At 37.0% G+C, this 23,007-nt stretch carries 23 protein-coding genes, 1 tRNA gene and 2 pseudogenes; 15 read left to right on the top strand and 11 right to left on the bottom strand.

Annotated elements, in window-relative coordinates:
- Positions 1–9 precede the first annotated feature (9 nt).
- From cydB to ABEA36_RS06565, 7 genes and pseudogenes are all read left to right on the top strand, one after another.
- Complete coding sequence (gene cydB / locus ABEA36_RS06595) at positions 10–1,146, top strand: cytochrome d ubiquinol oxidase subunit II (protein ID WP_345490059.1); 1,137 nt, start codon at positions 10–12, stop codon at positions 1,144–1,146.
- Positions 1,147–1,456: 310 nt separating this feature from the next.
- Positions 1,457–2,329 carry a carbohydrate ABC transporter permease gene (locus tag ABEA36_RS06590; RefSeq protein WP_345490057.1) on the top strand — a complete coding sequence of 291 codons (873 nt, stop codon included), beginning with the start codon at positions 1,457–1,459 and terminating at the stop codon, positions 2,327–2,329.
- A gap of 52 nt (positions 2,330–2,381) precedes the next feature.
- Positions 2,382–3,161, top strand: a pseudogene (locus ABEA36_RS06585) (carbohydrate ABC transporter permease); the annotation flags it as partial.
- An 11-nt stretch (positions 3,162–3,172) separates the two neighbouring features.
- On the top strand, positions 3,173–3,991 hold the full coding sequence (locus ABEA36_RS06580; protein ID WP_345490055.1) for a phosphodiesterase: 819 nt from the start codon (positions 3,173–3,175) through the stop codon (positions 3,989–3,991).
- A 3-nt stretch (positions 3,992–3,994) separates the two neighbouring features.
- Entirely contained in the window at positions 3,995–5,080 is a 1,086-nt protein-coding gene (locus ABEA36_RS06575; RefSeq protein WP_345490053.1) for an ABC transporter ATP-binding protein, read from the top strand.
- Entirely contained in the window at positions 5,081–6,397 is a 1,317-nt protein-coding gene (locus ABEA36_RS06570) for an ABC transporter substrate-binding protein (RefSeq protein WP_345490051.1), read from the top strand.
- A gap of 136 nt (positions 6,398–6,533) precedes the next feature.
- Positions 6,534–7,271 (top strand): type 1 glutamine amidotransferase, encoded by a 738-nt coding sequence (locus tag ABEA36_RS06565; RefSeq protein WP_345490049.1) that lies wholly within the window; start codon positions 6,534–6,536, stop codon positions 7,269–7,271.
- A gap of 43 nt (positions 7,272–7,314) precedes the next feature.
- Here the strand turns inward: ABEA36_RS06565 and ABEA36_RS06560 are convergent, their stop codons facing one another.
- The 3 genes from ABEA36_RS06560 to ABEA36_RS06550 all read right to left on the bottom strand — a co-directional run bounded on the left by ABEA36_RS06560 (position 7,315) and on the right by ABEA36_RS06550 (position 11,248).
- On the bottom strand, positions 7,315–8,694 hold the full coding sequence (locus ABEA36_RS06560) for an L-serine ammonia-lyase (RefSeq protein WP_345490047.1): 1,380 nt from the start codon (positions 8,692–8,694) through the stop codon (positions 7,315–7,317).
- Between the two features lie 143 nt (positions 8,695–8,837).
- Positions 8,838–10,013, bottom strand: coding sequence for an amidohydrolase (locus tag ABEA36_RS06555; protein WP_345490045.1), 1,176 nt, complete (start codon positions 10,011–10,013; stop codon positions 8,838–8,840).
- A gap of 32 nt (positions 10,014–10,045) precedes the next feature.
- Positions 10,046–11,248, bottom strand: a complete 1,203-nt coding sequence (locus ABEA36_RS06550; protein WP_345490042.1) for an MFS transporter — start codon at positions 11,246–11,248, stop codon at positions 10,046–10,048.
- 197 nt (positions 11,249–11,445) lie between these two features.
- On the opposite strand from ABEA36_RS06550, the gene ABEA36_RS06545 reads away from it, so the two are divergent.
- Positions 11,446–12,369, top strand: a complete 924-nt coding sequence (locus ABEA36_RS06545) for a LysR substrate-binding domain-containing protein (protein WP_345490041.1) — start codon at positions 11,446–11,448, stop codon at positions 12,367–12,369.
- 79 nt (positions 12,370–12,448) lie between these two features.
- Here the strand turns inward: ABEA36_RS06545 and ABEA36_RS06540 are convergent, their stop codons facing one another.
- The 5 genes and pseudogenes from ABEA36_RS06540 to ABEA36_RS06520 form a co-directional block, all read right to left on the bottom strand.
- Positions 12,449–12,877: a hypothetical protein gene (locus tag ABEA36_RS06540; RefSeq protein ID WP_345490039.1), complete on the bottom strand. Its 429-nt coding sequence runs from the start codon at positions 12,875–12,877 to the stop codon at positions 12,449–12,451.
- Between the two features lie 57 nt (positions 12,878–12,934).
- Positions 12,935–13,165, bottom strand: a complete 231-nt coding sequence (locus ABEA36_RS06535) for a hypothetical protein (protein WP_345490037.1) — start codon at positions 13,163–13,165, stop codon at positions 12,935–12,937.
- Between the two features lie 419 nt (positions 13,166–13,584).
- A pseudogene (locus ABEA36_RS06530) lies at positions 13,585–14,100 on the bottom strand (DUF4393 domain-containing protein); the annotation flags it as partial.
- Positions 14,101–14,112: 12 nt separating this feature from the next.
- On the bottom strand, positions 14,113–14,430 hold the full coding sequence (locus ABEA36_RS06525) for a hypothetical protein (RefSeq protein ID WP_345490035.1): 318 nt from the start codon (positions 14,428–14,430) through the stop codon (positions 14,113–14,115).
- A 145-nt stretch (positions 14,431–14,575) separates the two neighbouring features.
- Positions 14,576–14,663 (bottom strand) — tRNA-Ser (locus ABEA36_RS06520).
- Positions 14,664–14,855: 192 nt separating this feature from the next.
- Here ABEA36_RS06520 and ABEA36_RS06515 point away from each other — a divergent pair.
- The 7 genes from ABEA36_RS06515 to ABEA36_RS06485 all read left to right on the top strand — a co-directional run bounded on the left by ABEA36_RS06515 (position 14,856) and on the right by ABEA36_RS06485 (position 19,997).
- Positions 14,856–15,185, top strand: coding sequence for a TusE/DsrC/DsvC family sulfur relay protein (locus tag ABEA36_RS06515; RefSeq protein ID WP_345490033.1), 330 nt, complete (start codon positions 14,856–14,858; stop codon positions 15,183–15,185).
- A gap of 13 nt (positions 15,186–15,198) precedes the next feature.
- Positions 15,199–15,501, top strand: coding sequence for a cell division protein FtsB (gene ftsB / locus ABEA36_RS06510; protein ID WP_345490031.1), 303 nt, complete (start codon positions 15,199–15,201; stop codon positions 15,499–15,501).
- A gap of 11 nt (positions 15,502–15,512) precedes the next feature.
- Positions 15,513–16,232, top strand: a complete 720-nt coding sequence (gene ispD, locus ABEA36_RS06505) for a 2-C-methyl-D-erythritol 4-phosphate cytidylyltransferase (protein ID WP_345490028.1) — start codon at positions 15,513–15,515, stop codon at positions 16,230–16,232.
- A gap of 44 nt (positions 16,233–16,276) precedes the next feature.
- On the top strand, positions 16,277–16,759 hold the full coding sequence (gene ispF, locus ABEA36_RS06500; RefSeq protein ID WP_345490899.1) for a 2-C-methyl-D-erythritol 2,4-cyclodiphosphate synthase: 483 nt from the start codon (positions 16,277–16,279) through the stop codon (positions 16,757–16,759).
- Between the two features lie 11 nt (positions 16,760–16,770).
- Positions 16,771–17,787, top strand: a complete 1,017-nt coding sequence (gene truD, locus ABEA36_RS06495; RefSeq protein WP_345490026.1) for a tRNA pseudouridine(13) synthase TruD — start codon at positions 16,771–16,773, stop codon at positions 17,785–17,787.
- Between the two features lie 22 nt (positions 17,788–17,809).
- The gene (locus tag ABEA36_RS06490; protein WP_345490024.1) at positions 17,810–18,436 is read left to right on the top strand and encodes a protein-L-isoaspartate(D-aspartate) O-methyltransferase; all 627 of its coding nucleotides are present in this window, start codon (positions 17,810–17,812) and stop codon (positions 18,434–18,436) included.
- Between the two features lie 103 nt (positions 18,437–18,539).
- Entirely contained in the window at positions 18,540–19,997 is a 1,458-nt protein-coding gene (locus tag ABEA36_RS06485; RefSeq protein WP_345490022.1) for an APC family permease, read from the top strand.
- Between the two features lie 70 nt (positions 19,998–20,067).
- On the opposite strand, the gene ABEA36_RS06480 is transcribed toward ABEA36_RS06485, so the two are convergent.
- From ABEA36_RS06480 to ABEA36_RS06470, 3 genes are read right to left on the bottom strand one after another with little or no spacing between them, the layout of a single operon-like run.
- Positions 20,068–20,892 (bottom strand): beta-keto acid cleavage family enzyme, encoded by an 825-nt coding sequence (locus ABEA36_RS06480; RefSeq protein WP_345490020.1) that lies wholly within the window; start codon positions 20,890–20,892, stop codon positions 20,068–20,070.
- Positions 20,893–20,906: 14 nt separating this feature from the next.
- Positions 20,907–22,103, bottom strand: coding sequence for an MFS transporter (locus ABEA36_RS06475; RefSeq protein WP_345490018.1), 1,197 nt, complete (start codon positions 22,101–22,103; stop codon positions 20,907–20,909).
- Positions 22,104–22,115: 12 nt separating this feature from the next.
- Positions 22,116–22,886, bottom strand: coding sequence for a cyclase family protein (locus ABEA36_RS06470; protein WP_345490016.1), 771 nt, complete (start codon positions 22,884–22,886; stop codon positions 22,116–22,118).
- Positions 22,887–23,007: the final 121 nt, after the last annotated feature.

The following is a 23,007-nucleotide window of genomic DNA, read 5'->3' as shown; positions in this document are numbered from 1 at the left end:
GTATTGACAATGTTTGATTATGAAGTTTTACGCGTTATTTGGTGGGTAATCATTGGTCTTGTATTAATCGGATTTGTGATTACAGATGGTTTTGACATGGGGGTTGGTATTTTATTACCGATTATTGGCAAAACAAATAATGAACGCAGAATTATGATTAACTCGATTGCACCTCATTGGGATGGTAATCAGGTTTGGTTAATTACTGCTGGTGCTGGAATTTTTGCTGCATGGCCGATGGTTTATGCCGCTGCGTTCTCTGGTTTTTATATTGCGATGATATTAGTATTGTGCGCATTGTTCTTTAGACCTTTAGGGTTTGACTACCGCGGTAAAATTGAAGATTCTAAATGGCGTAATTTATGGGATTCAGGTATTTTTATTGGTAGCTTTGTCCCATCACTTGTTTTTGGTGTTGCTTTTGGCAATTTATTACAAGGCGTACCATTAGAAATCGATTTATTCCAACGAGCTTCTTATCATGGTAGTTTTTGGGGATTACTCAATCCATTTGCTTTATTAGCAGGAATTGTAAGTTTAACCATGATCATTACACAAGGTGGTGCTTGGTTGCAAATGAAGACCTCTGGTGAACTTTATTTAAGAGCGCGTAAAGCAACGCAAATTTCGACTTTAATTATGATGGTAGCATTTGTGTTAGCGGGCGTTTGGATTATTTTCGGTATTCATGGTTACGAAATTACCAGCATTATTGATACGCGTGCTGATTCTAATCCACTATTAAAAACGGTGACAACAGATACTACTTGGTTAACTAATTTTAACCAGACGCCAATTTTGTGGGCAGTCCCGCTTCTAGGTGTGGTATTACCAATTCTGACTGTTATTATGTCTGGATTGAATAAGAATCCTTTGGCATTCTTAACATCATCGTTAACCATTGTGTGTGTATTATTTACGTTTGGTATTGCTACATTCCCATTTGTTATGGCGTCAAGTATTATGCCAGATGTTAGCTTAACGATTTGGGATTCAACATCTAGTCATTTGACATTGACTGTTATGTTCTGGGTTGTTGCGATATTCTTACCAATTGTCTTGTCTTATACCATTTGGTCTTATATCAAGATGTTTGGTCGCTTAAATAAAAGCTATATCGAAAAGAACGATCATGCGCTATATTAATTAAAATCCAAAAGATAAAGAGGAAAGACATATGTATTATATTTTTTGGTTTATCACCACTATGGCAGCAAGTTTGTTAGCTGTTGTGATTGGTTTATGGATCGATCGTAAACTAGATGAAAAGAAAGACGATTAATTTTTAGTAATTGATCAATCATATTATAAGGCGGTTAATGTAATAACCGCCTTTTTGTTTGTGCTAAACACGGATTAAGATTGTATTGTCATAAAACTTTTAAATTTCTGACATTATTCTGTAACAAACTACACCTATACTGCATGCATGTTAATATCTTAATTATAAATTGGTATGCGGAAAAAACTCTCTCTGTATCTTATACTGTCTCCAACATTTATCTTTTTAATTATTTTTACCTATTTACCTCTATTACGTTCTTTAACTGATAGTCTTTACGATTCACGTTATTCCGTTGAGGGTGAAAAATTTGTAGGGTTAGATAATTTTTATCGCTTATTTGATGATCCTATATTTTGGTTATCACTTAAAAATAATCTACTCTATATCTTACTGACCGTTATACCTAGCATTTTGCTTGCATTGGGATTGGCATTAGCTCTATGGGAAAATAAGCGCGTCAACCGTTGGCTAAGAACCGCTTTCTTCTTTCCTACAATTATTCCATTGGTTAGTGCGGCCACAATTTGGACCTTCATTTTTATTCCGAATTTAGGTTTATTGGACTACTATTTGGCAAAGTGGTTTGGACCAATGAATACAAATTATTTAGGAATGAGTAACAGTGCACTGCTTGCATTAAGCCTTGTTGGAATATGGAAGTTTGCGGGTTACTACATGTTATTTTTTCTTGCAGGATTACAAGCGATGCCAAGTTCTGCCCGAGAAGCAGCGGTGATGGAGGGCGCGTCTCGTTGGCAAATTTTCTATCACATTACCTTGCCTCTGCTTAGACCTACTATCAATTTTGTTATCATCATTGCTTTAGTTTATTCCATTACGCAAATTGATCATGTTGTTGTGATGACGCAAGGTGGTCCTAACCATGCAACTTCAGTCATGCTCTATTATATCCAAGATTTAACATTAAACAGTCATGATATTGGAAAAGCGTCTGCGGCAACATTTGTTTCACTCATTCTACTATTTAGTTTTTCTATTGTTAATTTACGTATTTTGGAAAAAGGTGTCCATTATGAACACTAATCAATCAATGGCTTATCGTTTATGGCTTATCACCTTACCCATAATTCTAATTTGTTCCGCTATTTTATGGATAAGCCCGTTTTTATGGATGATTTCATCATCATTAAAAGAAGACAGCTTTAGTTTAGATATGGCGTCAATTTTACCGCATCTGCCTTTATCGTTTGAGAATTTTGTACTCGCTTGGGATAGTGCAAATTGGCCAAGGCTCTATATTAATACGGTTATTTTCTCGGTTGGCACATTTGTTATTCAGCTTGTCACGATTACCACCGCAGGTTATGTGTTTGCTTATCACGAGTTCAAAGGTAAAACATTATTATTTTATTTATTATTGATTCAGCTCATGATTATGCCAGTCATTATGATGGTTCCCAATATGATGACACTTCAAGAGCTAGGATTACTCAATTCATTATTTGGTACTATGATGCCGTATTTTGCCTCTGCTTTTGGTGTTTTTTTAATGCGGCAAGCCTTTCTTAATATTCCTAAAGAACTAGAAGATGCGGCATTAATGGAAGGATGCCGTTGGTGGCAAATTATTTGGTATGTGTTACTCCCAATGACAAAACCAGCATTATTAGCATTTGCAACAGTCAGTATTACTTATCATTGGAATGAATATATTTGGCCATTAATGACATTAAATGATCCTTCACAACAAGTGCTAACCGTTGGTTTAGTCTCATTTGCAATGGGGGCTGAATCAGGTGGTCAGTGGGGAATGATTAGTGCTGGCACGCTATTGGTTTGTTTACCGCTTATGTTGGTGTTTATCTTATTCCAAAAACAATTTTTAAGTAGTTTTGGATTTTCCGGAATTAAATAAGGGACTTAATTATGTTATTCGCACATATTTCTGATCTTCATTTTCGAAGTGAAGGCAGGAAATTATATGATTTTATTGATACGAATACCGCTAATGCTGACGTTATGAATCGTATTAACTCGCTAGATGAAAAGCCTGACGCAGTTATTATTACCGGTGATATTGTAAATTGTGGATTACCTTCAGAATATAATGTCGCCAAGCGAATACTCGGTTTTTTAAATTATCCGATCTATGTGATTCCAGGCAATCATGATGACAAGGTTCATTTTCTGGATCATATGGGGCCCTTATGTCCACAACTGGGAAATGATCCAGAGAATATTGCCTATAAAGTAAATACCGATCACGCACAATTGCTGTTCATTGATTCAAGCCAAAGTGGTGAATCTGCTGGTTGGATTAGTGAGTCGATTTTAGCTTGGCTAAAAAATCAGTTAAAACATAATACAAAGCCGAGTTATTTATTTATGCATCATCCGCCGATTGCTTTTGGTAATCGCCAAATGGATCGTATTGCCTGTAAAAATGGTCATGAACTCTTAGCATTAATTGATGAGTTTCCTCATTTTTTACGTATATTCTGTGGACATGTTCATAGAACGATTTTTACACAATACAAACAAGCCATTATTGCTTCGGCACCAGGAACCGTTCATCAAGTTCCTTATCATTTTACCGATCCTACAGACGTATACAGCATTGAGCCACCTGCAATGTTAATGCATCGATTAGTTGATAATGTTGGTTTAGTGACTTATAGCCAGCCATTATCACAAATATCAGGCCCCTATCGTTATTTTTCATCAATAGGTTGTCCGGGAGATTAATCAATGTCACAAATACAATTAGAAAACATTAGCAAAAACTTTGGTGAAAATTACGTCCTAAACAATATCAATCTTGAAATTAAAGATGGTGAGTTTTTAGTGTTAGTTGGGCCATCGGGCTGTGGTAAAAGCACGTTACTGCGCATCCTAGCAGGATTGGAATCCTCGTCAAGTGGTTCTATTTTGCTTAATAATCAAAATATTAATGATTGGGATCCACGGAAACGAAACTTTTCGCTCATCTTTCAAAATTATGCATTATTTCCTCATATGACAGTCGAAAATAATATTACTTTTGGTATGAAAATGCGGGGTGAACATAAAAGTACTTTTAATGAAAAAGTGGCGCATGTTGCACAATTATTACAACTTCAACCCTTATTAAAAAGAAAGCCCAAAGAACTTTCAGGAGGTCAAAGACAACGCGTTGCAATGGCTCGAGCAATTGTCCGTGATCCGGCCTTATTTTTAATGGATGAACCTTTATCGAATCTTGATGCTAAATTAAGGGTTGAAGTCCGTGAAGGTATTATGAAATTACATCAAACACTCAAAACGAGTACTGTTTATGTGACACATGACCAAATAGAGGCCATGACTATGGCTGACCGAATTGTGGTTTTAGATAAAGGCCGATTACAGCAAATAGGGACGCCTGAACAGCTCTATTTATGTCCTGAAAATCTGTTTGTCGCAACATTTATTGGGACGCCAGCCATGAATATTTTAACTTTGCCATGTCGTGATAATTTGGTCATGTTAAATAGCCAAACAATAGCCATACCGAAAACAACAAATGCATATCAGTCTTCTCGTATTCATCTTGGTATTCGCCCTGAGCATATCACTGAGACACCAGTAGATAAAGGTCAAAATTATATGACCATTGATGGGAAAATTATCAATCGTGAATTACATGGTGCAGAGTATTTAGTTCAGGTTGATACAGAATTTGGACGTTTGCAATATCGAAAAGCGAATCAAGGTGAAGCGCCAACATTAAATAGTGATATAAGACTTTATTTAAACCAAAATAAGCTCTATTTTTTTTCAACTCAAACACAACATAATCTTGCTTTGGAGATTTAAATGAAAAAACGTACTTTAGTGACAATACTTTCACTGGGTCTATTGACCATAAGTAGTGCTTTTGCAAAGGAAAAAATTGATTTTATGTTTCCTGCTCCCGTCGATGGTAAGTTGACAATGGAAATGACTCGAATCATTAAAGAATTTAATCAATCACAAAATGATGTTGAAGTCCGCGGTATTTTTACAGGTGACTATGACACAACAAAAATGAAGGCAGAAGCTGCGGCTAAAGCCGGTCAGCCCCCAGCACTTGCTATTATGTCGGCTAACTATACTGTTGATTTAGCGCTTAAAGATGCCATTTTACCGATGGATGATTTATTTAAGTACAGCAAAGATTCAGTGTCCGCTACCGATTTTTTAGTAAACAACTTTTGGCCAGCTATGCATAAAAATGCCCAGTTAATGGGGAAAACTTATGCGATACCCTTTCATAACTCAACGCCTATGTTGTATTACAATAAGCAGTTGTTTGAACAAGCGGGTATAAAACAACCACCTCAAAATTGGCAAGAATTGATTGACGTCGCTAAAAAATTAACCGATAAATCAAAAGGTCAATGGGGGATTATGTTACCGTCGACCAATAATGATTATGGTGGGTGGATATTATCATCATTGGTTCATGCAAATGGCGGATGGTTTAATAACCCTGATTACCCAGGTGAGGTATACTATAATTCACCTACCACGAAGGGTGCTCTGCAATTATGGCAAGATTTAGTTTATAAACATGAGGTCATGCCAGCAGGGGTTTTAAATTCAAAACAAATTAGTGCAAACTTTTTTTCAGGGAAATTAGGCATGGCCTTTTTGAGTACCGGTGCACTTGGCTTTATGAGAGAAAATACGAAAAGCTTTGATTTAGAAGTTGCTATGTTGCCAGAAAAAGAGCGTCGTGGGGTGATTATTGGTGGAGCGAGTTTAGTCAGTTTTAAAGGGATTGATGAATCACAAAAGAAAGCAGCTTATCAGTTTCTAACCTATTTAGTGAGTCCAGAAGTCAATGGGAGCTGGAGTCGATTTACCGGCTATTTTGCACCACGTATGGCGGCCTATGATTTACCTGAAATGAAAACATATTTAGATAATGACCCGAGAGCAAAAGTCGCTTTAGAGCAGCTAAAATATGCGTATCCTTGGTATGCAACTTATGAAACCGTATCAGTGCGTAAAGCTATCGAAGATCAGTTGGCGGAGTTAGTTAATAATAAAAAATATACTGTTGATGAAGCTGTACAAAATGCACAACAAAAAGCTGATGAAATCATGTTACCATATCAAAATGCCACATCACTAAAAACAGATAAATAATCCTTTTTATTGTTAGGTAAGCCGTAGGCTTACTTAACTTCAGGTAATACCGCATTTCTTAATGAGATAAAATGATTTGCATTATGCAGATTCTGATTTAAGCTATTATTTACTTATTGAGAGAAGGTAATTATTAATGCGCGTACATTTTATTATTCATGAAGATTTTGAAGCGCCTGGTGCTTATGAGATATGGGCTCGAAATAATGGCTATGAGATCAGCTATTCACGTGTTTATCTGGGTGAGGCATTACCCAAAACGGTGGATGATATCGATTTTTTGATTGTCATGGGTGGGCCACAAGATCCTGCAACGAGTATAAAAGCATGTCCTCACTTTGACTCAAAAGCTGAACAAGCTGTTATCTTATCGGCATGTAAAGCAGATAAAGTTGTGATTGGTATTTGTCTGGGGTCTCAATTAATCGGTGAGGCATTAGGTGCTCAATTTGCGCATAGCCCACAAAAAGAAATTGGTAAATTCCCTATTAGATTAACCGAAGTGGGATTAAACCATCAATTGTTCGCTCATTTTGGCCCTCAATTGGATGTTGGTCATTGGCATAATGATATGCCAGGGCTTACACAAAATGCAAAAATTATTGCTTACAGTGAAGGCTGTCCACGTCAAATAATAGCATACAGTGATTTAGTATATGGTTTCCAATGCCATATGGAGCTTACTCTCGAGGTTGTCGAACGGTTAATTACCCATTCACAAAATGATCTACAGCAAGCTGCAAACTATCGTTTTGTTGATACTGAAGATAAACTCCGAGCCCATAATTATCAAGAGATGAATCAGAAGTTATGGGAATTTCTTGATAAGCTAAGCGCGCTCTACTTAAATGATAAAATCAAACATCCCAAATAATGGGATGTTTAATGCATTATGTTTTTTATTGATGTTAACGATTTTATTCACAGCTTTTAACAAAAATGGCTAAGCCACCGAGCGAAGTCTCGCGGTATTTAGCATTAATGTCTTTACCTGTGGCAAACATGGTTGTAATAACTTCATCCAAAGAGACAAACGGATTGGTTGTTCTTTGAAGTGCCATCCTTGCTGAATTCACCGCTTTAACTGATGCGATTGCATTTCTTTCGATACATGGGATTTGTACTTGGCCTGCAACGGGATCACAGGTTAAGCCCAGATGATGCTCCATACCAATTTCCGCAGCAATACAAACTTGAGTAGCAGTTCCTCCCATTAGTTCTGCTAAACCTGCCGCAGCCATTGAACACGCTACGCCGACTTCCCCTTGGCAGCCAACCTCAGCCCCGGAAATGGAAGCATTTGATTTGTAGAGAATACCAATAACACCACAGACTAAAAAGTAGCGGTTAATTTCATCTTGCTCGACCGGTTTAATAAATTTATTGTAATAACTCAATACCGCTGGCACGATACCACACGCACCATTTGTGGGTGCAGTGACGACTCTACCGGCTGCTGCATTTTGTTCATTGACAGCAATCGCAAATAAATTTATCCAATCAATAATGCTCATAGGATCGGTTGTGATATCACTATTATGTTGTAATGTTTGGTATAGCGCAGAAGCTCTGCGAGGTATTTTTAAAGGACCGGGTAAGACACCTTGAGCATGTAGGCCTTTATCAATACATTCTGACATGACTTGCCAAATTTTCGCAAAATAATCATTGATTTCAGTTTGTGTGTGTAACGTCAATTCATTTTGTAAAACGAGTTGAGATAAAGACAGACCACTAGCTTGACAGTGTGCAAGCAAATCATTTGCAGATTGAAACGGGTAGGGAAAATGGATTTTCGCTTCGATGGTATCTTGTGCTTTAGAGGCAAAGTGAGCTTCATCGACAATAAATCCTCCACCGGTTGAGTAGTAAGTATTGGCGTAAATTAGTTTGTCGCCTTGAAATGCCTTAATGGTCATACCATTTTCATGCAACGGCAGCCTGTCTGAGTGAAACACAATATGTGTTTTCGGATCAAAGGTAATGATTTGGTGTCCCTTTGCCAAACTTAATTGCTTGGTTTGGATCAAGTTTTGAATAAATTCAGGGATAATATCAGGGTCAATGGTATTAGGTCGATAGCCAGCAAGCCCCATAATGGTTGCAACATCGGTTAAGTGACCCTGTCCGGTCAATGATAAAGAACCATAAAGATCAACGGTCACTTTTGTCACATCGTCAAGTAAATGATGTTCAACCGTATGTTCTATAAATTCAGCTCCCGCCGTCATAGGCCCCATAGTATGTGAGCTTGATGGACCAATTCCTACTTTAAAAATATCAAAAATGCTTAACATACATTGCCTCTAATGCAAAATAGATACTTATTAGCACGTCCGTGTAATAAGTATCTAATATATTATTATCTTATATCATATTGGTAATGCAATATTTTTATTTAATAAAGCAATCGAAATAAAAAAACTATATCTTAATGTGATTAAGACATTAAAATATGTTGAATAAAGCCAACATGCATTTTGACTCCGATCTCTAATACATCTTCATCTAGTACAAATTTAGCGTTGTGCAGACCGACTGTTGCACCTTTTTCTTGATTACCTGAACCAATGAAGAGGAAACAACCCGGTACCACTTCTTGATAAGAAGAAAAGTCTTCGCTACCAAACATGGGTGCTTGTGAAATAATTAAGTTTTCTTCACCTACAACGTTATGAATAACCTCTTTTGCAATATCACATGCGGGCTCTGCATTATTACCAATCGTATAGCCTTGTGTCCATTTAAATTCATAACTTGCCCCATGAGCTTGTGTGATGCCAGCAATGATACGTTCCATAAGTTGAGGGACTTTTGTTCGTACACTTTTATTATGCGTTCTTAATGTTCCCGCTAAATGAGCGGTCATTGGAATGACATTGTAACTATCACCCGCTTGGAAAGTTGCAACAGTTAGAACGGGCGCATTTAATGGGGCAAGATTACGTGCAACAATGTGCTGTAAAGCTGTCACTACCTCTGCGCCAATTGCGATGGGATCGACACAAGCCTGTGGCATTGAACCATGCCCACCAACCCCTTTAATTGTTATATCAAAGTTATCACTTGATGCACTAAAAACACCATATTTTAATGAGACTTTACCCGTTTCGATTGTTGGGAAAACATGAAGACCAAAGATCATATCAACACCATCGAGAACCCCTTTTTCAACCAATTCTTTTGCCCCACCAGGCGGAACTTCTTCAGCAGGTTGAAAAATAAAGACGACATTGCCTTTAAGTTGAGATTGTACTTGTGTCAGTACTTTAGCCGCACCTAATAACATTGCTGTGTGGGCATCATGTCCACATGCATGCATAATACCCGGATTTTTAGAACTAAACGATTCACCACTATCTTCATTAATTGGTAGTGCATCAGTATCAGCTCTTAGTGCAATTGTTTTACCTGGGAGAGCGCCTTGTAGATGAGCAACAACGCTAGTCGGTGTTGGTCGGCTTAAGGTAAGTCCATTGAGTTTACTGAGTTGTTCATAAATATAATTTGCTGTGATTTGTTCGTTAAATGTTAAATCAGGGTATTGATGAATATGGCGCCGCCATTGAATGACCTCATTTTTTACCGATTCAATTAAAGTATTTATTGTTTGCATAGTGTTGTCCTCTTATTGATTCATCAATCTCGTTAATCTTGTGGTTTTTTAAGTGGTAAAACAATTAATGCAGAGAGTAACATACCTGCTGCTAAAAACATGAAAGCATAAGAAAAATCGCCTGACATTGTTTTACTATCTGTTGAAAGTAATATACCAATAACAATAGGTGAAACAAATCCACCAAGTGTTCCCCCAGTATTAACGAGCCCCATGACAGAACCAATGATATTGGAAGGTAACCACTTCATCGGTAGTGTAAAAATAGTGACAAATGAAGTCATTAAGAAAATATAAGCAATGAATAAGAATAAAGCAGACAGTAAAATATTATTATTAAGATACACTAACCAGATGCAGACAGCAGAAATCAGTGAGCTGACAAAAATAACCATTTTTTCTTTGTTCTTTAAATATTTACCGACAATCCAGCCACTACCAATCGATGATATCCATTGCGCAATTCCTCCTAAAGCAATCATATAGGCGGCCCATTCTAGTTCAAGTCCTCTAACTTGGACTAAGTATTTCGGCAACCAAGCCATTAAACCATAAGCTGGAATATTCACACCAAATATGGCAATAAACAGTAAAATTACAACGGGATTTTTGAGTAATGAAAAATAAGAAATTTTAGGTGCATCATTGGTGACATTTGCTGTTTCTTGTTTCTTCAGGTTTGGTACCCAAAGGAAAATAAACATGACGACAATCATTGCAATAATTGCCAAATCAATATATGTCCAGCGCCAACCAATTGAGTTTAAGGTATAACTAACAACAATCGGGCCAACCACCATGGCAACACCTGATGAGGACAGCAATATTGATTGTGCTAACGTGCGTTCATCAACACTAAAATTTGAAGAAACCGCCTTTGCACATGAACAAGGGTAGCCAGAATGGCCAATACCAGCTAAAAAACGAAATGCAATAAGTAAGGAAATGGTTGCACCAACAAAGCCGAATAAAAAAGCGCATCCACTAATCATGATCAATGAAAGTAATAAAACTTTTTTATACCCAATACGATCATTGAGCCAACCAGCTGGAATTTGAAATAACGAATAAGACAGGAAAAAAATACCGGTGATATAACCAACATGTTGTGGCGTAAGATCGAGATCTTTTTCAATGTTGATCATAGCAAGGCCAATCACTGTTTTGTCTATATAAACAATGAGGTAACCGATAAATAAAAGTAATATCATAATATATTTTTTTTCTACTTTCATTGACTCACCTATAGTTAAATTAATGATACGTTTTTGTTTTCACTATTACTTGTATTGGAATAAAAGTGTGATCTGCGTCACAAAAAACTTATTGTATTACAACAAATTAGTAATATTTGGTTAGTATATATTTCCCTGTAATTTGTAGGGAGATACTATTTTTTTAATAGTGATAACAAAAACTGATAGGGGTGGAAATGAAGTATTTGCCTAAAATTAACCAGTTGAAAGTGTTTCAGGCCGTCATTCGCCATGGTAGTATTCGTGCGGCTGCACGTATCTTGAACCAATCTCAACCGGCATTAACACGTTCAATAAAAGAACTCGAAAATAGTTTGGGCACAGCCTTAATCATTCGCGGAGTGAGAGGGATACAGCTAACTGAAGCAGGGCGGCTTTTTTCTATTCGGATGGAAATTATCTTAAGTGAATTACAAAAGGCCACAGAAGAATTACAACATGTTAATGAACAAGCTGAGGGTCACTTACGGATTGGTTGTTCTTCATTAATTTTATTGACAATTTATCCTAAGATGCTTGCTGATTTTAAAAAATACCAAGCAAAGGCAGCCTTATTTTTAAAAGAAGGCCAACTTTCTTCACTGATGCCCGAACTAAGAGAGAATCGGCTTGATTTTGCCATTGGTTCCGTGTCCGAAAATATTCCATTACATGAATTTATCGAAGAACCTTTATTTGAGGCTTCATTTACGATTTTATGTCGTAAAGGTCATCACTTAGAAAATAGTACTGAACTAGAGCAGTTAGTCAATGCTAATTGGATGATTCCAGCTACCGATATGGGCTATTATCAACAATTACAAAACTTGTTGGGTGGCATGTATGGACGATTAGCATCCGCACCGTTATTTACGGATTCTGTTGTGTGTGGATTGAACTTAGTGCTAAAAAGTGATTATTTAATTATTATTGCCAAGTCGATGTCTAAGCCTTTCTTTTTAGAACAGTATTTTTCTGAAATTAAATTAAAAAGTGTATTACCTAAAGCAACGTATAGTCTGATTTATCCACGTAATATTCCGCTGACATTAACGGCTAATCGAATGATTAAAATTTTACGTTGGCATTGTCAAAATACCGATTGGAGTGCGTTATATTAATATTGCTTAATTCAACGGTTAATCGATCATGTTGAATTAAGCGAACTATCAGATTATTGAAAACTTGATATGATTAAGTTTACTCACTGTTTATCATATCGACAGGTAATGACTTAAAAACCGATAGATCATAAATCTCATCAAGAATTTTTTGGTTGCTATCAATTAACCAAAAAACCATTCTTTCATAAGAATCTAGTTTTTGTTGATTGCGTTGTTCTTTTAGTTCTGTTTGTTGAAGTTTTAATTGTTTTTGTTGGATTATTAAAGTATAAATCACAGCGATAATACTAATTCCACCTAAAAAACCACCGAAGAAATCGCCAAATTCTCCCCAACGACTATGATCATTACTAAATTCAGTTCCAAATATTTCCCTATAATTGTAAACAGCAACACAAAAAGCGACAAGAATTAAAATTGATATCATCGTTACAAGATGATTTGAAATAAACGCCTTAATACTCAACGTTTTCTCGGATTCTTGACTAATGTCTTTATTTTGCATTTTATTATTCCTATTCTCTAATGAAAGGGTACTCACAATATGAGCACCCCCTAAATACTACATATTAATATTATCATTAACCAAAACCGATATAGCTTCAATGTTTTTGTTCATATTTCTTGTGATATTGTCGAGTAGGGGAACAAGCAGTTCAAGGCTTACGGTTCTCTTAGCTGTTACGCCACAATCCGCCAGTTCGGTAATACACTCAAAGGCTTTCAAATCGTTTTTAAGATTCACCACCACATCATCAATTTCAAGTAATAAACTACGGTTATGCTTATCCATTAGTGGCTCCTTATTGTGAGTGGTTTTAGCGAAACAAAGACTAATGGATAAAGATTTAGCTTAATGCGCGCTTCATGATCTGAATTGGCAATGATTGATACAAAATGGATAGGCTTATTTTGAAATGGATTGTTCAAATATGATGAATGAACATAAGTGAATAGTTTAGGCATGATTGCCTCCGTGTTATTTAATCTGATTTAATCCCTAATTCTGACAATAGGGCGCCAAGAGGTTCAGAAGTCCTAACACGAAAGACCGGAGTTATTCCCCTTGCGGGTATTATATTCCTCGCCCTCTCGGCATTAAATTTTGAGCATAAAAAATCCGCAATACTAACGGGTGCGGTTTTTCCGCGTGATAAGGTTTCTGACGCCTCTGGTTAAATAAGATAACGGAAGAAGATTAATTTAGCAAGTTTATTCAGGTTGCTTTGGTTTTACAATAATAGGTTGAGCTTCTTGTATACATATGTCAGTGAATAGCTTTCCAAGATCTGTTAAACTAAGTATCCCTTTATCCACAGCAAGAGACTTATCTGGTTTATTTTTAACAAATTGATCGTCAAACATTGTTACATATGGGTTATCTAAGAGATGTTGGTATTTTTTATCATCAGTAAACCAATGAGAAAAATCAATTGCAATTAAACCTAGTCGCTCTAAATTATCAAGGTAGCTTGTTATTAATTTTTTTTGTTCACATGAGACATTTTTATCTAAATCTGTAAATTTTTTCATGAAAAATTTCGTACCATTACCGTTTGTGCGTAAACCAAAATTAACTATAGGTAACGTGTGATTGTGTTTAAAAAAGGATAATAACTTTGCTTCATCAGCGGTTAATTGCTTGATGATTTCAACAAAACAAGGTAATGCTTTAGATGATTTATTTTTATTCATTGATGACGCTAATAGATTAAGAAATAGCTCATGAAGCTCTTCTTCTTATGCTGTATATCGTAATGCTTCGATTGTCGGTACTGCAATAGATGGTTTTGGCGTTTGTATATCTTCAGGAGCAACTGTTTCTAATTTATGAGTTAATTTGGTAGTTATTAGTTTTTTAATTTTTTCATAGCTCCAAACCATTCCTTTGAATGGTTCCAAAGCTAATAATGCCGTACTTGTTATCGTTTCTAAGCCTTCACCGATTTTTTTTGCCGAAGGATGCACAACATCTTGATAAAATGGCACTGCGATCTCCTTGGGAACCGTTTTAAGCGCGGTTTCTTTTAGTTCTTGAAGTTCGTTTTTATCTGACATATTGTACCTCACTAATATTCACTAAGTAGATTTTTAACTTGTAATGATGATTAAAAAATGAGCTATATTCTTTTTGAAATTCTTTTTATTCTTTTTTGAAGTTTTTCTTGAGATTTGATTATTGCTGTTACGCCTTGGGAGAGAATGGCGGAAGCGCAGAGATTCGAACTCTGGGAGGGTTACCCCTCGCCGGTTTTCAAGACCGGTGCCTTCAACCGCTCGGCCACACTTCCGCAATGGCTGTGAATATTAAAGGAGACCGATGGGTTTGTAAATAGTTAAATTGCTATTTTTTTTTGTTTGCTTTAATTTTCACCAAAAAGTTCAATTGATAAACGAATGTTTAGATAATTTTTATCTGCAAAGATGTTGTATTTTCTATATTCTTGTATAATGAGCGCTAATTTTATTAGGATTAGTCCATTATGTTAGTATTAAACAATAAATCGATAGCAACCGATGAAAGTGGATATTTGAAAGATTGGCAAGATTGGTCGCCTGAATTAATCGCGGTTTTAGCTAATCAAGAATCAATTGAATTAACCGAGTCTCACCTTGAGGTTGTCTACTTTGTGCGTGACTTTTATCTTGAATATAAAACATCACCCGCAATTAGGGCATTAGTTAAAGCGATGGAAAAAAAATTTGGACCAGAAAAAGGCAACAGTCGTTATTTATATCGATTATTTCCTGAAGGTCCTGCGAAACAAGCAACAAAACTTGCTGGTTTACCAAAACCAGTTAAGTGTATATAGGTGTGGTTTGAACGTGTTAGCAAAATGGAAATTACCAATTTTACTGCTTATCATATTGGCATATTTACAGTATGCACTTTGGTGTGGCAAAAATAATGTGTTTGACTATCGACAAAATCGTACCACTGTACAACTTATGCAAGTTGAAAATGATAAATTAAAATTGCGTAATGAGCAGATGTTTGCTGAAATTTCGAATCTTTATGATGGGTCTGATGCTATTGAAGAACGTTCTCGATATCATTTAGGTATGATCAAACCTGACGAACATTTTTATCGAATTGTGAGTGATTCATCTTCCCAGCTAAGAGATTAACAAGTCAAGCTATGAATAACGATAATAATACGATTGTTGCCATCGTTCCTGCGGCAGGAAGTGGGCAAAGAATGCAATCCACAATGCCGAAACAATATATTAAAATTGGTCATGCAACAATTTTAGAACATACATTGCAAAAACTCTTATCAATACCCCAAATTAGTCAAATTATTGTGGCAATTAGTTCTGATGATGACTATTTTTCAACGCTTGAAATAGCCAGTCACCCCAAAATTAAAACAACGATTGGTGGGGATACGCGAGCTGCTTCCGTACTTGCTGGCTTACGACTTGCTGATGAAACATCTTGGGCATTAGTGCATGATGCAGCAAGACCGTGTGTTTGTGTGTCAGATATCGAAATGTTAATTAAAACGGTATTTGATTATCAGCAAGGGGCCATATTAGCCACTAAAATTACTGACACCATTAAAAAGTCGATAAGCAGTACTGATTGCACACCAGTTCAAATTGAACAAACCTGCGATAGACGCTTTTTATGGGCGGCTGCAACACCACAAATGTTTAATGTGAAAGATTTAACAACATGCTTAATTCGTGCAGAGCAACAACATGTTGAATTGACCGATGAAGCGTCAGCAATTGAGTATGGAGGCGGACACCCAATATTAGTTGAATGTAAACGCGATAATATTAAAGTCACGCGTTTAGAAGATTTGCCATTGGCAACTTTGTATTTACAAGAACAAGGTTATATACAAAAATAGCATTTATTTTGATGTTATTTTAAACAGATATTAAGGTTAATATGATAAGAATTGGTCATGGTTTTGATGTCCATCGTTTTGGTGGTGATGGGCCGTTAACATTAGGCGGTGTAAAAGTTCCTTACTCACAAGGATTTATTGCTCATTCAGATGGTGATGTGGTATTACATGCCGTCACGGATGCGATGTTAGGGGCTTTAGCATTAGGGGATATTGGAAAGCATTTTCCTGATACCGATAATCAATATAAAGGTATTGATAGTCGTTTATTGCTTAGGAAAGCCTTTGAATTAATCAAATCTAAAGGGTATGTATTATCAAATCTTGATATTACGATTATTGCTCAAGAGCCCAAAATGCAGCCACATATTCCGCAAATGCGTATCAACATAGCAGAAGATTTGCAGGCGCATTTCGAACAGGTCAGTGTTAAAGCAACAACGACTGAAAATCTTGGTTTTACGGGGCGTAAAGAAGGGATTGCTTGTGAAGCGGTACTGCTTTTAAAAAAAATAACAGATAAATAAAAGGGGCTTGCGTGCTAGATTCGTTATGTTACTTATATGGTCAGCCTACCACTAAAGGTGTGTACAAGCAAAATGATGAAGATTTTTTTGTTAAAGAAGATTTAGGCTACGAGCCAGATGGTGATGGTGAACATGTTTTCGTCTATATTCGAAAACAAAATTGCAATACGGCTTTTGTTGCTGAACAACTCGCTAAATTTGCAGGGATTTCACCTAAATTAGTCGGATATGCTGGATTAAAAGATCGTAATGCCGTAACCGAACAGTGGTTTGGTTTACATATACCGGGTAAGTTTACGCCAGACTTTTCATTATTTTCACTTGATGGTTGTGAAATATTATTGGTTAAGCGCCACAGTAAGAAATTAAGAATCGGTAACTTAAAAGGTAACTTTTTTTCATTAGTCTTACGTGATATTGATAATCAAGCAGATGTCGAAAAGCGCCTTAACTTAATTCAAGCTCATGGTGTGCCTAATTACTTTGGTGAGCAGCGTTTTGGTCGTGAAAATAATAATATTGATCAAGCCATGCAGTGGGCTAAAGGTGACATTACTGTCAAAGACCGTAAAAAACGCAGTTTTTATTTATCTGCAGCTCGTAGTGCAATTTTTAATGGTATTGTGAGTGAGCGAATTGCACAAAAAATCAATGCAACAGTATTAAATGGCGATATTTTACAATTAGCAGACAGAGGAAGTTGGTTTGTTGCTCATCAAGATGAGCTCTGTGATTTACAGCAGCGTGTTACTAGTGCTGAACTCAATATTACCGCCCCAATGATGGGTGATAATGGACCTCAAACCACGGAAGATGCTTTCAGTTTTGAACACGGTTATATTGAGGCAAATTGGCCTGATTTTATTCAATTGTTTCGTCAGGAACGTGTTGAAACAATGCGTCGTTCAATACTATTAAGAGCTAAAGAGGTTAAGTGGGAATGGCAAAGTGCAGCAACCTTAAAAATTGAATTTTGGTTACCCGCGGGTTGTTATGCGACCACCGTACTACGAGAATTAATCGCTTAATTGAGTGTAAAGGTTAATATCGATGTCACATGTAAAAATGAAATCATTACTCTCTCAATTAAAAGATTTGGGAATAAAAGATGCTCAAGTGTTAAAAGCTATGGCATCTGTGCCAAGAGAACATTTTATTGATGAAGCATTGTCCCATCAAGCTTATGATAATCGTTCATTACCCATTGGGGCTGGTCAAACTATTTCACAGCCCTATATTGTGGCTAAAATGACAGAGCTACTACAGTTAAAACCATCGTCAAAAGTACTGGAAATCGGTACTGGATCCGGTTACCAAACCGCCGTGTTAGCTCACTTAGTTGAGCAGGTTTGTTCGGTAGAACGCATTAAAATTTTGCAATGGAATGCTAAGCGTCGTTTAAAACAGCTTGATATTCATAATGTATCAACGCGCCATGGTGATGGCTGGCAGGGTTGGTCAGAGCGTGCCCCTTTTGATGGGATTATTGTAACAGCAGCTGCCGCAGAGATCCCTAAAGATTTGGTTTATCAATTAGCTGACAAAGGTCGATTGGTTGTACCAGTGGGTGAAAGTGAGCAATCATTACAAGTGATTGAGCGCAATAATGATAAATTTAAAGTGAGTACTATTGAATCGGTTAAGTTTGTCCCTTTAATTAAAGGCGAACTATTGTAAGTTTAAGTGATAATTTGACTTTAAACTTGTACAAACAACTTATTAATTTTTTTTAATATTTTCACCTAGTACCATTCCAGCGTGTTTTTAATAGGAGCAGTGGATGTCAGACATCAAACAGGATGACAATTTAGAAAGTAAGCTACGCAAAGATATTGGTTTAGTCTCGGCATTATCATTAGTCGTCGGCATGGTGTTAGGTGCGGGTGCATTTATGAAACCGCCTGCCGTGTTAGAAATTGCGGGCGATTATCACTATGCACTTTTGGCTTGGATCATTGGCGGTATTTTTTCAATTTGTGGTGGTTTGACGTTATGTGAATTGGGTGTGATGTTTCCACGCACTGGTGGGCTATTAGTCTACTTAGAAAAAATTTATGGACCCAAGGTGGCTCATCTTTATGGTTGGATGATTACCGTATTATTTGCACCATCGTTAGTTGGTGCATTAGTGGGTTATTTTAGCTCGGTGTTTTGCCTATTATTTTCAATAGCTGATTCTTACCGTTTAGTCGTTGGCGCAGGTGTACTTGGGTTTATTGCATTTATCAATTCTATTGGTGTAAAAGAAGCCGGCTATTTGCAAACGATTGCTACCATCTGTAAGTTGATCCCAATTTTATTACTTGCTGTGTTTGGATTAGTCAAAGGCAGCGGCCAAGTGGCTTTGTTTAGTGCAAGTGGGCAGGGTATTGAGTCAGTAGCCCCCTTTGCTGTGGCCATTTTAGCAACACTGTTTGCATATGATGGATGGGCTCAAGTAGCTTCGGTAGCGGGTGAAATTAATAAGCCAGCTAAAATTTTACCCAAAGCAATTATCTGTGGCATCATCTTTTTGGTCATCGTTTATGCCAGTATTAATATAGCTTTGTTTAAAATTTTCCCTGTTCAAGAAATGGTGAGTCTAGGCCATGATGCTTCCGCTATTGCTTCCCAACGGATGTTTGGGCATTTCGGGGGCAACTTAGTTGCAGTTGGTATTATGGTCTCGATTTTAGGGGGAATTAATGGCTATATCATGACATTATCGCGAACCATTTTTGGTATGGGGGAACGTGGTAATATTATGGGGGCGAAGTGGCTGAGCACCATTGATGACGATAGTCGGTCACCGGTTAATGCCATTATCTTACTGGCTATTTTGGCCTTTTTATATTCAGCCTTACTTGATGCTGATCGTTTGTCTGAAATTTCGATGTTCTCAATCTGGGTGTTTTATTTACTGACATTTGTTGGCGTGATGATTGCGCGGACCAAATATCCGAATGTCCCAAGGCCGTATAAAGTGGTTGGTTACCCCGTTGTGCCACTTATTGCGATACTTGGGGCTGGTTATGTAATTTACGGGATGCTAGTTTATCAAACATTAAATGGTATTATCTCGATCATATTGACCCTAGTCGGATTACCGTTGTATTTTTATTATACTCGGCAATCGCTAAAAGTGGATTTGAGTCATGGGCAAACTAAACAATATCGATTAAAACGTTGTTATTTTGTTGCAATTAATTCACTACTGATTATAGTGGCACTTATCATTATTATTTTTTGTTTATATTAGTGGCTAGCATAAAAAAGAGATTAACGATTTTTACCCATCGTTAATCTCAATAGATAAACAAGATTTGTTATTATTTTAATTGTAAAATTTGTCTCGCTTCATCTGGCGTTGCGGCTTGTTTGTTCGCTTCTTTAATTAGTCTTACTGCACGTTCAACAAATTGACTGTTTGATTTTGCTAATTCACCTTTTGAGTAATAAACATTATCTTCCATACCAATACGGATATGACCACCCATTGCAATTGTTGTATAGAGGATCGGTAAATGATTCGCGCCAATACCAAAAGCAGACCATGTGCAATCTTCTGGCAGTAAATTTTTCAAAAAGACTAGATTTTCAATGGTTGCAGCAATACCACCGGGTGCCCCCATGCAAAGTTGGAAATGTAATGGTGCTTTTAATACGCCTTTTTTCAGGTAATAAAGTGCATTATAAATAAAACTTGCATCGAATACTTCAATTTCAGGTTTAACGTTATGCGCTTGCATATATAAACCTAATTTTTCTAAAAACGGTGGAGTATTATAAAAAACAGTAGAATGCATCCAGTTCATTGTCCCGCAATCGTATGAGGCCATTTCAGGTTTAACTTTTTCTAAGTGCATCATACGGGTATCATCTGTTGCATTAAGATCGCCAGATGTGGTGCAGTTAAGGACAATATCACAATCTGTTTTACGGATTAATGCAACGGTTTCTTCAAATTTTTCAACACTCATTGTGCCTGCACCATTTTCATCACGCATATGAAGATGGGCCACTGCAGCACCAGCCTTCCAACAGGCATAAACATCATCAGCGATTTCTTGTGGTGTCATCGGAATTGCTGGGTTATGTGCTTTAGTCGGAAATGCACCCGTTGTCGCAACGGTAATAATAACTTTATCTTTCATAATATAATCCTAATTTATTCAATTCGAGTGTTAGGTAAAAATAACATGGCGATAGCGGCTAAAAAGAAGAATATCGCACATATACCAATACCAATCGTTAAACCATAATTTGCAGCCACAAAACCTAATACAAACGGTGAAAATGCTGAAACGCCTCGTCCTACATTAAAACAAAATCCCGCACCCAATGTCCTAACACGCGTTGGGTAAAGTTCGCCAAAATATGAACCAAAAAGCCCCGCAAATGAGATGAAGAAAGCATACACAGGACCCAACAATAATAGGGCAGTTGAACTTTCTGACATCACGTAAATAGGGAGTGTAATGGTGGTACCGAGGAACGATAAAATAATGGCTTTTTTACGACCGATAATATCGGCGAGATAACCAAACAAGTTATAACCAACAAACATACCAATATTCAGAATTAAGAAGAAAATTGACATAGTTTGCATATCCAGACCGCGCTCTTTAATTAAAAAGGTCGGAATCCAGGTTGTTGAGCCCCAGTAAGCAACTAATGCGAAGCTTGCGGATAACGTTGCAAAAAAGGTAATTTTAATTAGATCTTTCGAAAATATTTCACTGATTGAGACATTAACGGCCTCACCTTTTTGTTGGCGTTCTTGACGTTGTTGTTTCCAGACTTCAGATTCAGGAACAAAAAAGTAAATGTAAAGTGCCGCCAATAATGAACCTGCACCAGCAATAAATAGACCACGCCAACCGTATGTCGGAATAATCACTGATGCTAGAAAGGCTGAAATACCGGCACCCGCGGGGAATGAACTTAGTACAAATGCAGCTGCACGTCCACGCTGCTTAGCTGGCCATGTTTCCGCAATATAAGCTGCAATAATTCCCCATACGCCCCCTAAACCCAAACCAGCTAAAAATCTGAGGATTAAAATAGTGATCCAGTTAGGACTTAGTCCTATTGCGGCAGTTAAAATACCAAAGAGGGCAAGGCTCCATATTAAGGCTTTGCGTCGTCCATAATTATCTGAATACCAACCTACTACAATGCTACTAATACCAACACCAAGTAGTGTCGCCGTGCCGAGAAGTCCGCCTTCTGACATTGTCATGTCGAGTTCTTTCATCATGACGGGTAGTGCAACGGCTAATAGCGTAATATCCATAGCATCAAACATGTAGCTAAAGAAACCACCAGTTAACACGTGCCATTTATTAATAATTTTTTGTTTCATCGTGTTATCCTATTATTCAGGCATGATTGCAACAGTACGCGTCCAGCCAGCACTACCATTTTTGACTTTGACTGGCAGACATGAGACTTTAAAACCAAATGGGGGTAAAGTTTCTAAATTAGTCAGTTTTTCAAGATGGTAATATTCTTTTTCGATGCCCGCAAAATGTCCTTCCCAAATCAGTGAAGAATCATGCGTTTGTTTGAATTTTTCAGCAACAAGCGGCAATGGGCTATCCCAACTCCAAGCATCAGTGCCAACAACTTTAATCCCTTGATTAAGTAAAAAGAGTGTTGCTTCACGGCCCATACCACAGCCTTTAACTAAATATTCTTTTGTTCCCCAATATTTTTGTGCGCCAGATTGAATTAATACGATATCTAATGGTTTTAATTGATAACCAATTCGATCAAGTTCATTCTGAATGTCTTCTGGAGTGACAACATGACCATCTGCAAAATGTGAAAAATCAAGCATTACGCCATCAGAGATACACCACTCAAGTGGCATATTATCGATTGTTCTGGCTTTTTCACCATTATTCATCGTTGGATGATAATGCCAAGGCGCATCCAAATGGGTACCACTGTGGGTTGTTAATTGCACGTACTCGATCGCCCAACCTAGTCCTTTGGGTAAATCATCATTGGTTGCTTCCGGGAAAAACGTTTTGATATGGTCAGCCCCTTTAGTATGGTCCCAATAGTCTATTTTTGTTGGCATAGAGGGGGGATCACAAGGCGTACAGTCTTCGATTGCTACACTAAGGTCGATAATTTTCATAATTAACCCAATTATTGTTAGTTTAAAATTGGTGCTAAATTACAATTATTTGAACGTACGTTCAATTAAATAATTCATGTAATATGATCTGGATCACAAAATTGGTCGGTCGACCAATTAA

This window comes from Orbus sasakiae (assembly GCF_039542345.1).
Lineage (GTDB): Bacteria > Pseudomonadota > Gammaproteobacteria > Enterobacterales > Orbaceae > Orbus > Orbus sasakiae.
Note: the sequence above shows the minus strand (reverse complement) of the source record. Positions and strands in the feature narration are given on the sequence as shown.

What these genes read in the sequence shown, in the direction of transcription:
- ABEA36_RS06580 (WP_345490055.1), top strand. Translation starts at nt 3,173, where the DNA reads ATGTTATTCGCACATATTTCTGATCTTCATTTTCGAAGTGAAGGCAGG.
- ABEA36_RS06590 (WP_345490057.1), top strand. Translation starts at nt 1,457, where the DNA reads ATGCGGAAAAAACTCTCTCTGTATCTTATACTGTCTCCAACATTTATC.
- ABEA36_RS06475 (WP_345490018.1), bottom strand. Translation starts at nt 22,103, where the DNA reads ATGAAACAAAAAATTATTAATAAATGGCACGTGTTAACTGGTGGTTTC.
- ABEA36_RS06540 (WP_345490039.1), bottom strand. Translation starts at nt 12,877, where the DNA reads ATGCAAAATAAAGACATTAGTCAAGAATCCGAGAAAACGTTGAGTATT.
- ABEA36_RS06560 (WP_345490047.1), bottom strand. Translation starts at nt 8,694, where the DNA reads ATGTTAAGCATTTTTGATATTTTTAAAGTAGGAATTGGTCCATCAAGC.
- ABEA36_RS06485 (WP_345490022.1), top strand. Translation starts at nt 18,540, where the DNA reads ATGTCAGACATCAAACAGGATGACAATTTAGAAAGTAAGCTACGCAAA.
- ABEA36_RS06490 (WP_345490024.1), top strand. Translation starts at nt 17,810, where the DNA reads ATGTCACATGTAAAAATGAAATCATTACTCTCTCAATTAAAAGATTTG.
- ABEA36_RS06545 (WP_345490041.1), top strand. Translation starts at nt 11,446, where the DNA reads ATGAAGTATTTGCCTAAAATTAACCAGTTGAAAGTGTTTCAGGCCGTC.
- cydB (WP_345490059.1), top strand. Translation starts at nt 10, where the DNA reads ATGTTTGATTATGAAGTTTTACGCGTTATTTGGTGGGTAATCATTGGT.
- ABEA36_RS06575 (WP_345490053.1), top strand. Translation starts at nt 3,995, where the DNA reads ATGTCACAAATACAATTAGAAAACATTAGCAAAAACTTTGGTGAAAAT.
- ABEA36_RS06525 (WP_345490035.1), bottom strand. Translation starts at nt 14,430, where the DNA reads ATGTCAGATAAAAACGAACTTCAAGAACTAAAAGAAACCGCGCTTAAA.
- ABEA36_RS06570 (WP_345490051.1), top strand. Translation starts at nt 5,081, where the DNA reads ATGAAAAAACGTACTTTAGTGACAATACTTTCACTGGGTCTATTGACC.
- ABEA36_RS06555 (WP_345490045.1), bottom strand. Translation starts at nt 10,013, where the DNA reads ATGCAAACAATAAATACTTTAATTGAATCGGTAAAAAATGAGGTCATT.
- ispD (WP_345490028.1), top strand. Translation starts at nt 15,513, where the DNA reads ATGAATAACGATAATAATACGATTGTTGCCATCGTTCCTGCGGCAGGA.
- ABEA36_RS06550 (WP_345490042.1), bottom strand. Translation starts at nt 11,248, where the DNA reads ATGAAAGTAGAAAAAAAATATATTATGATATTACTTTTATTTATCGGT.
- ABEA36_RS06515 (WP_345490033.1), top strand. Translation starts at nt 14,856, where the DNA reads ATGTTAGTATTAAACAATAAATCGATAGCAACCGATGAAAGTGGATAT.
- ABEA36_RS06470 (WP_345490016.1), bottom strand. Translation starts at nt 22,886, where the DNA reads ATGAAAATTATCGACCTTAGTGTAGCAATCGAAGACTGTACGCCTTGT.
- ABEA36_RS06535 (WP_345490037.1), bottom strand. Translation starts at nt 13,165, where the DNA reads ATGGATAAGCATAACCGTAGTTTATTACTTGAAATTGATGATGTGGTG.
- ABEA36_RS06565 (WP_345490049.1), top strand. Translation starts at nt 6,534, where the DNA reads ATGCGCGTACATTTTATTATTCATGAAGATTTTGAAGCGCCTGGTGCT.
- ABEA36_RS06480 (WP_345490020.1), bottom strand. Translation starts at nt 20,892, where the DNA reads ATGAAAGATAAAGTTATTATTACCGTTGCGACAACGGGTGCATTTCCG.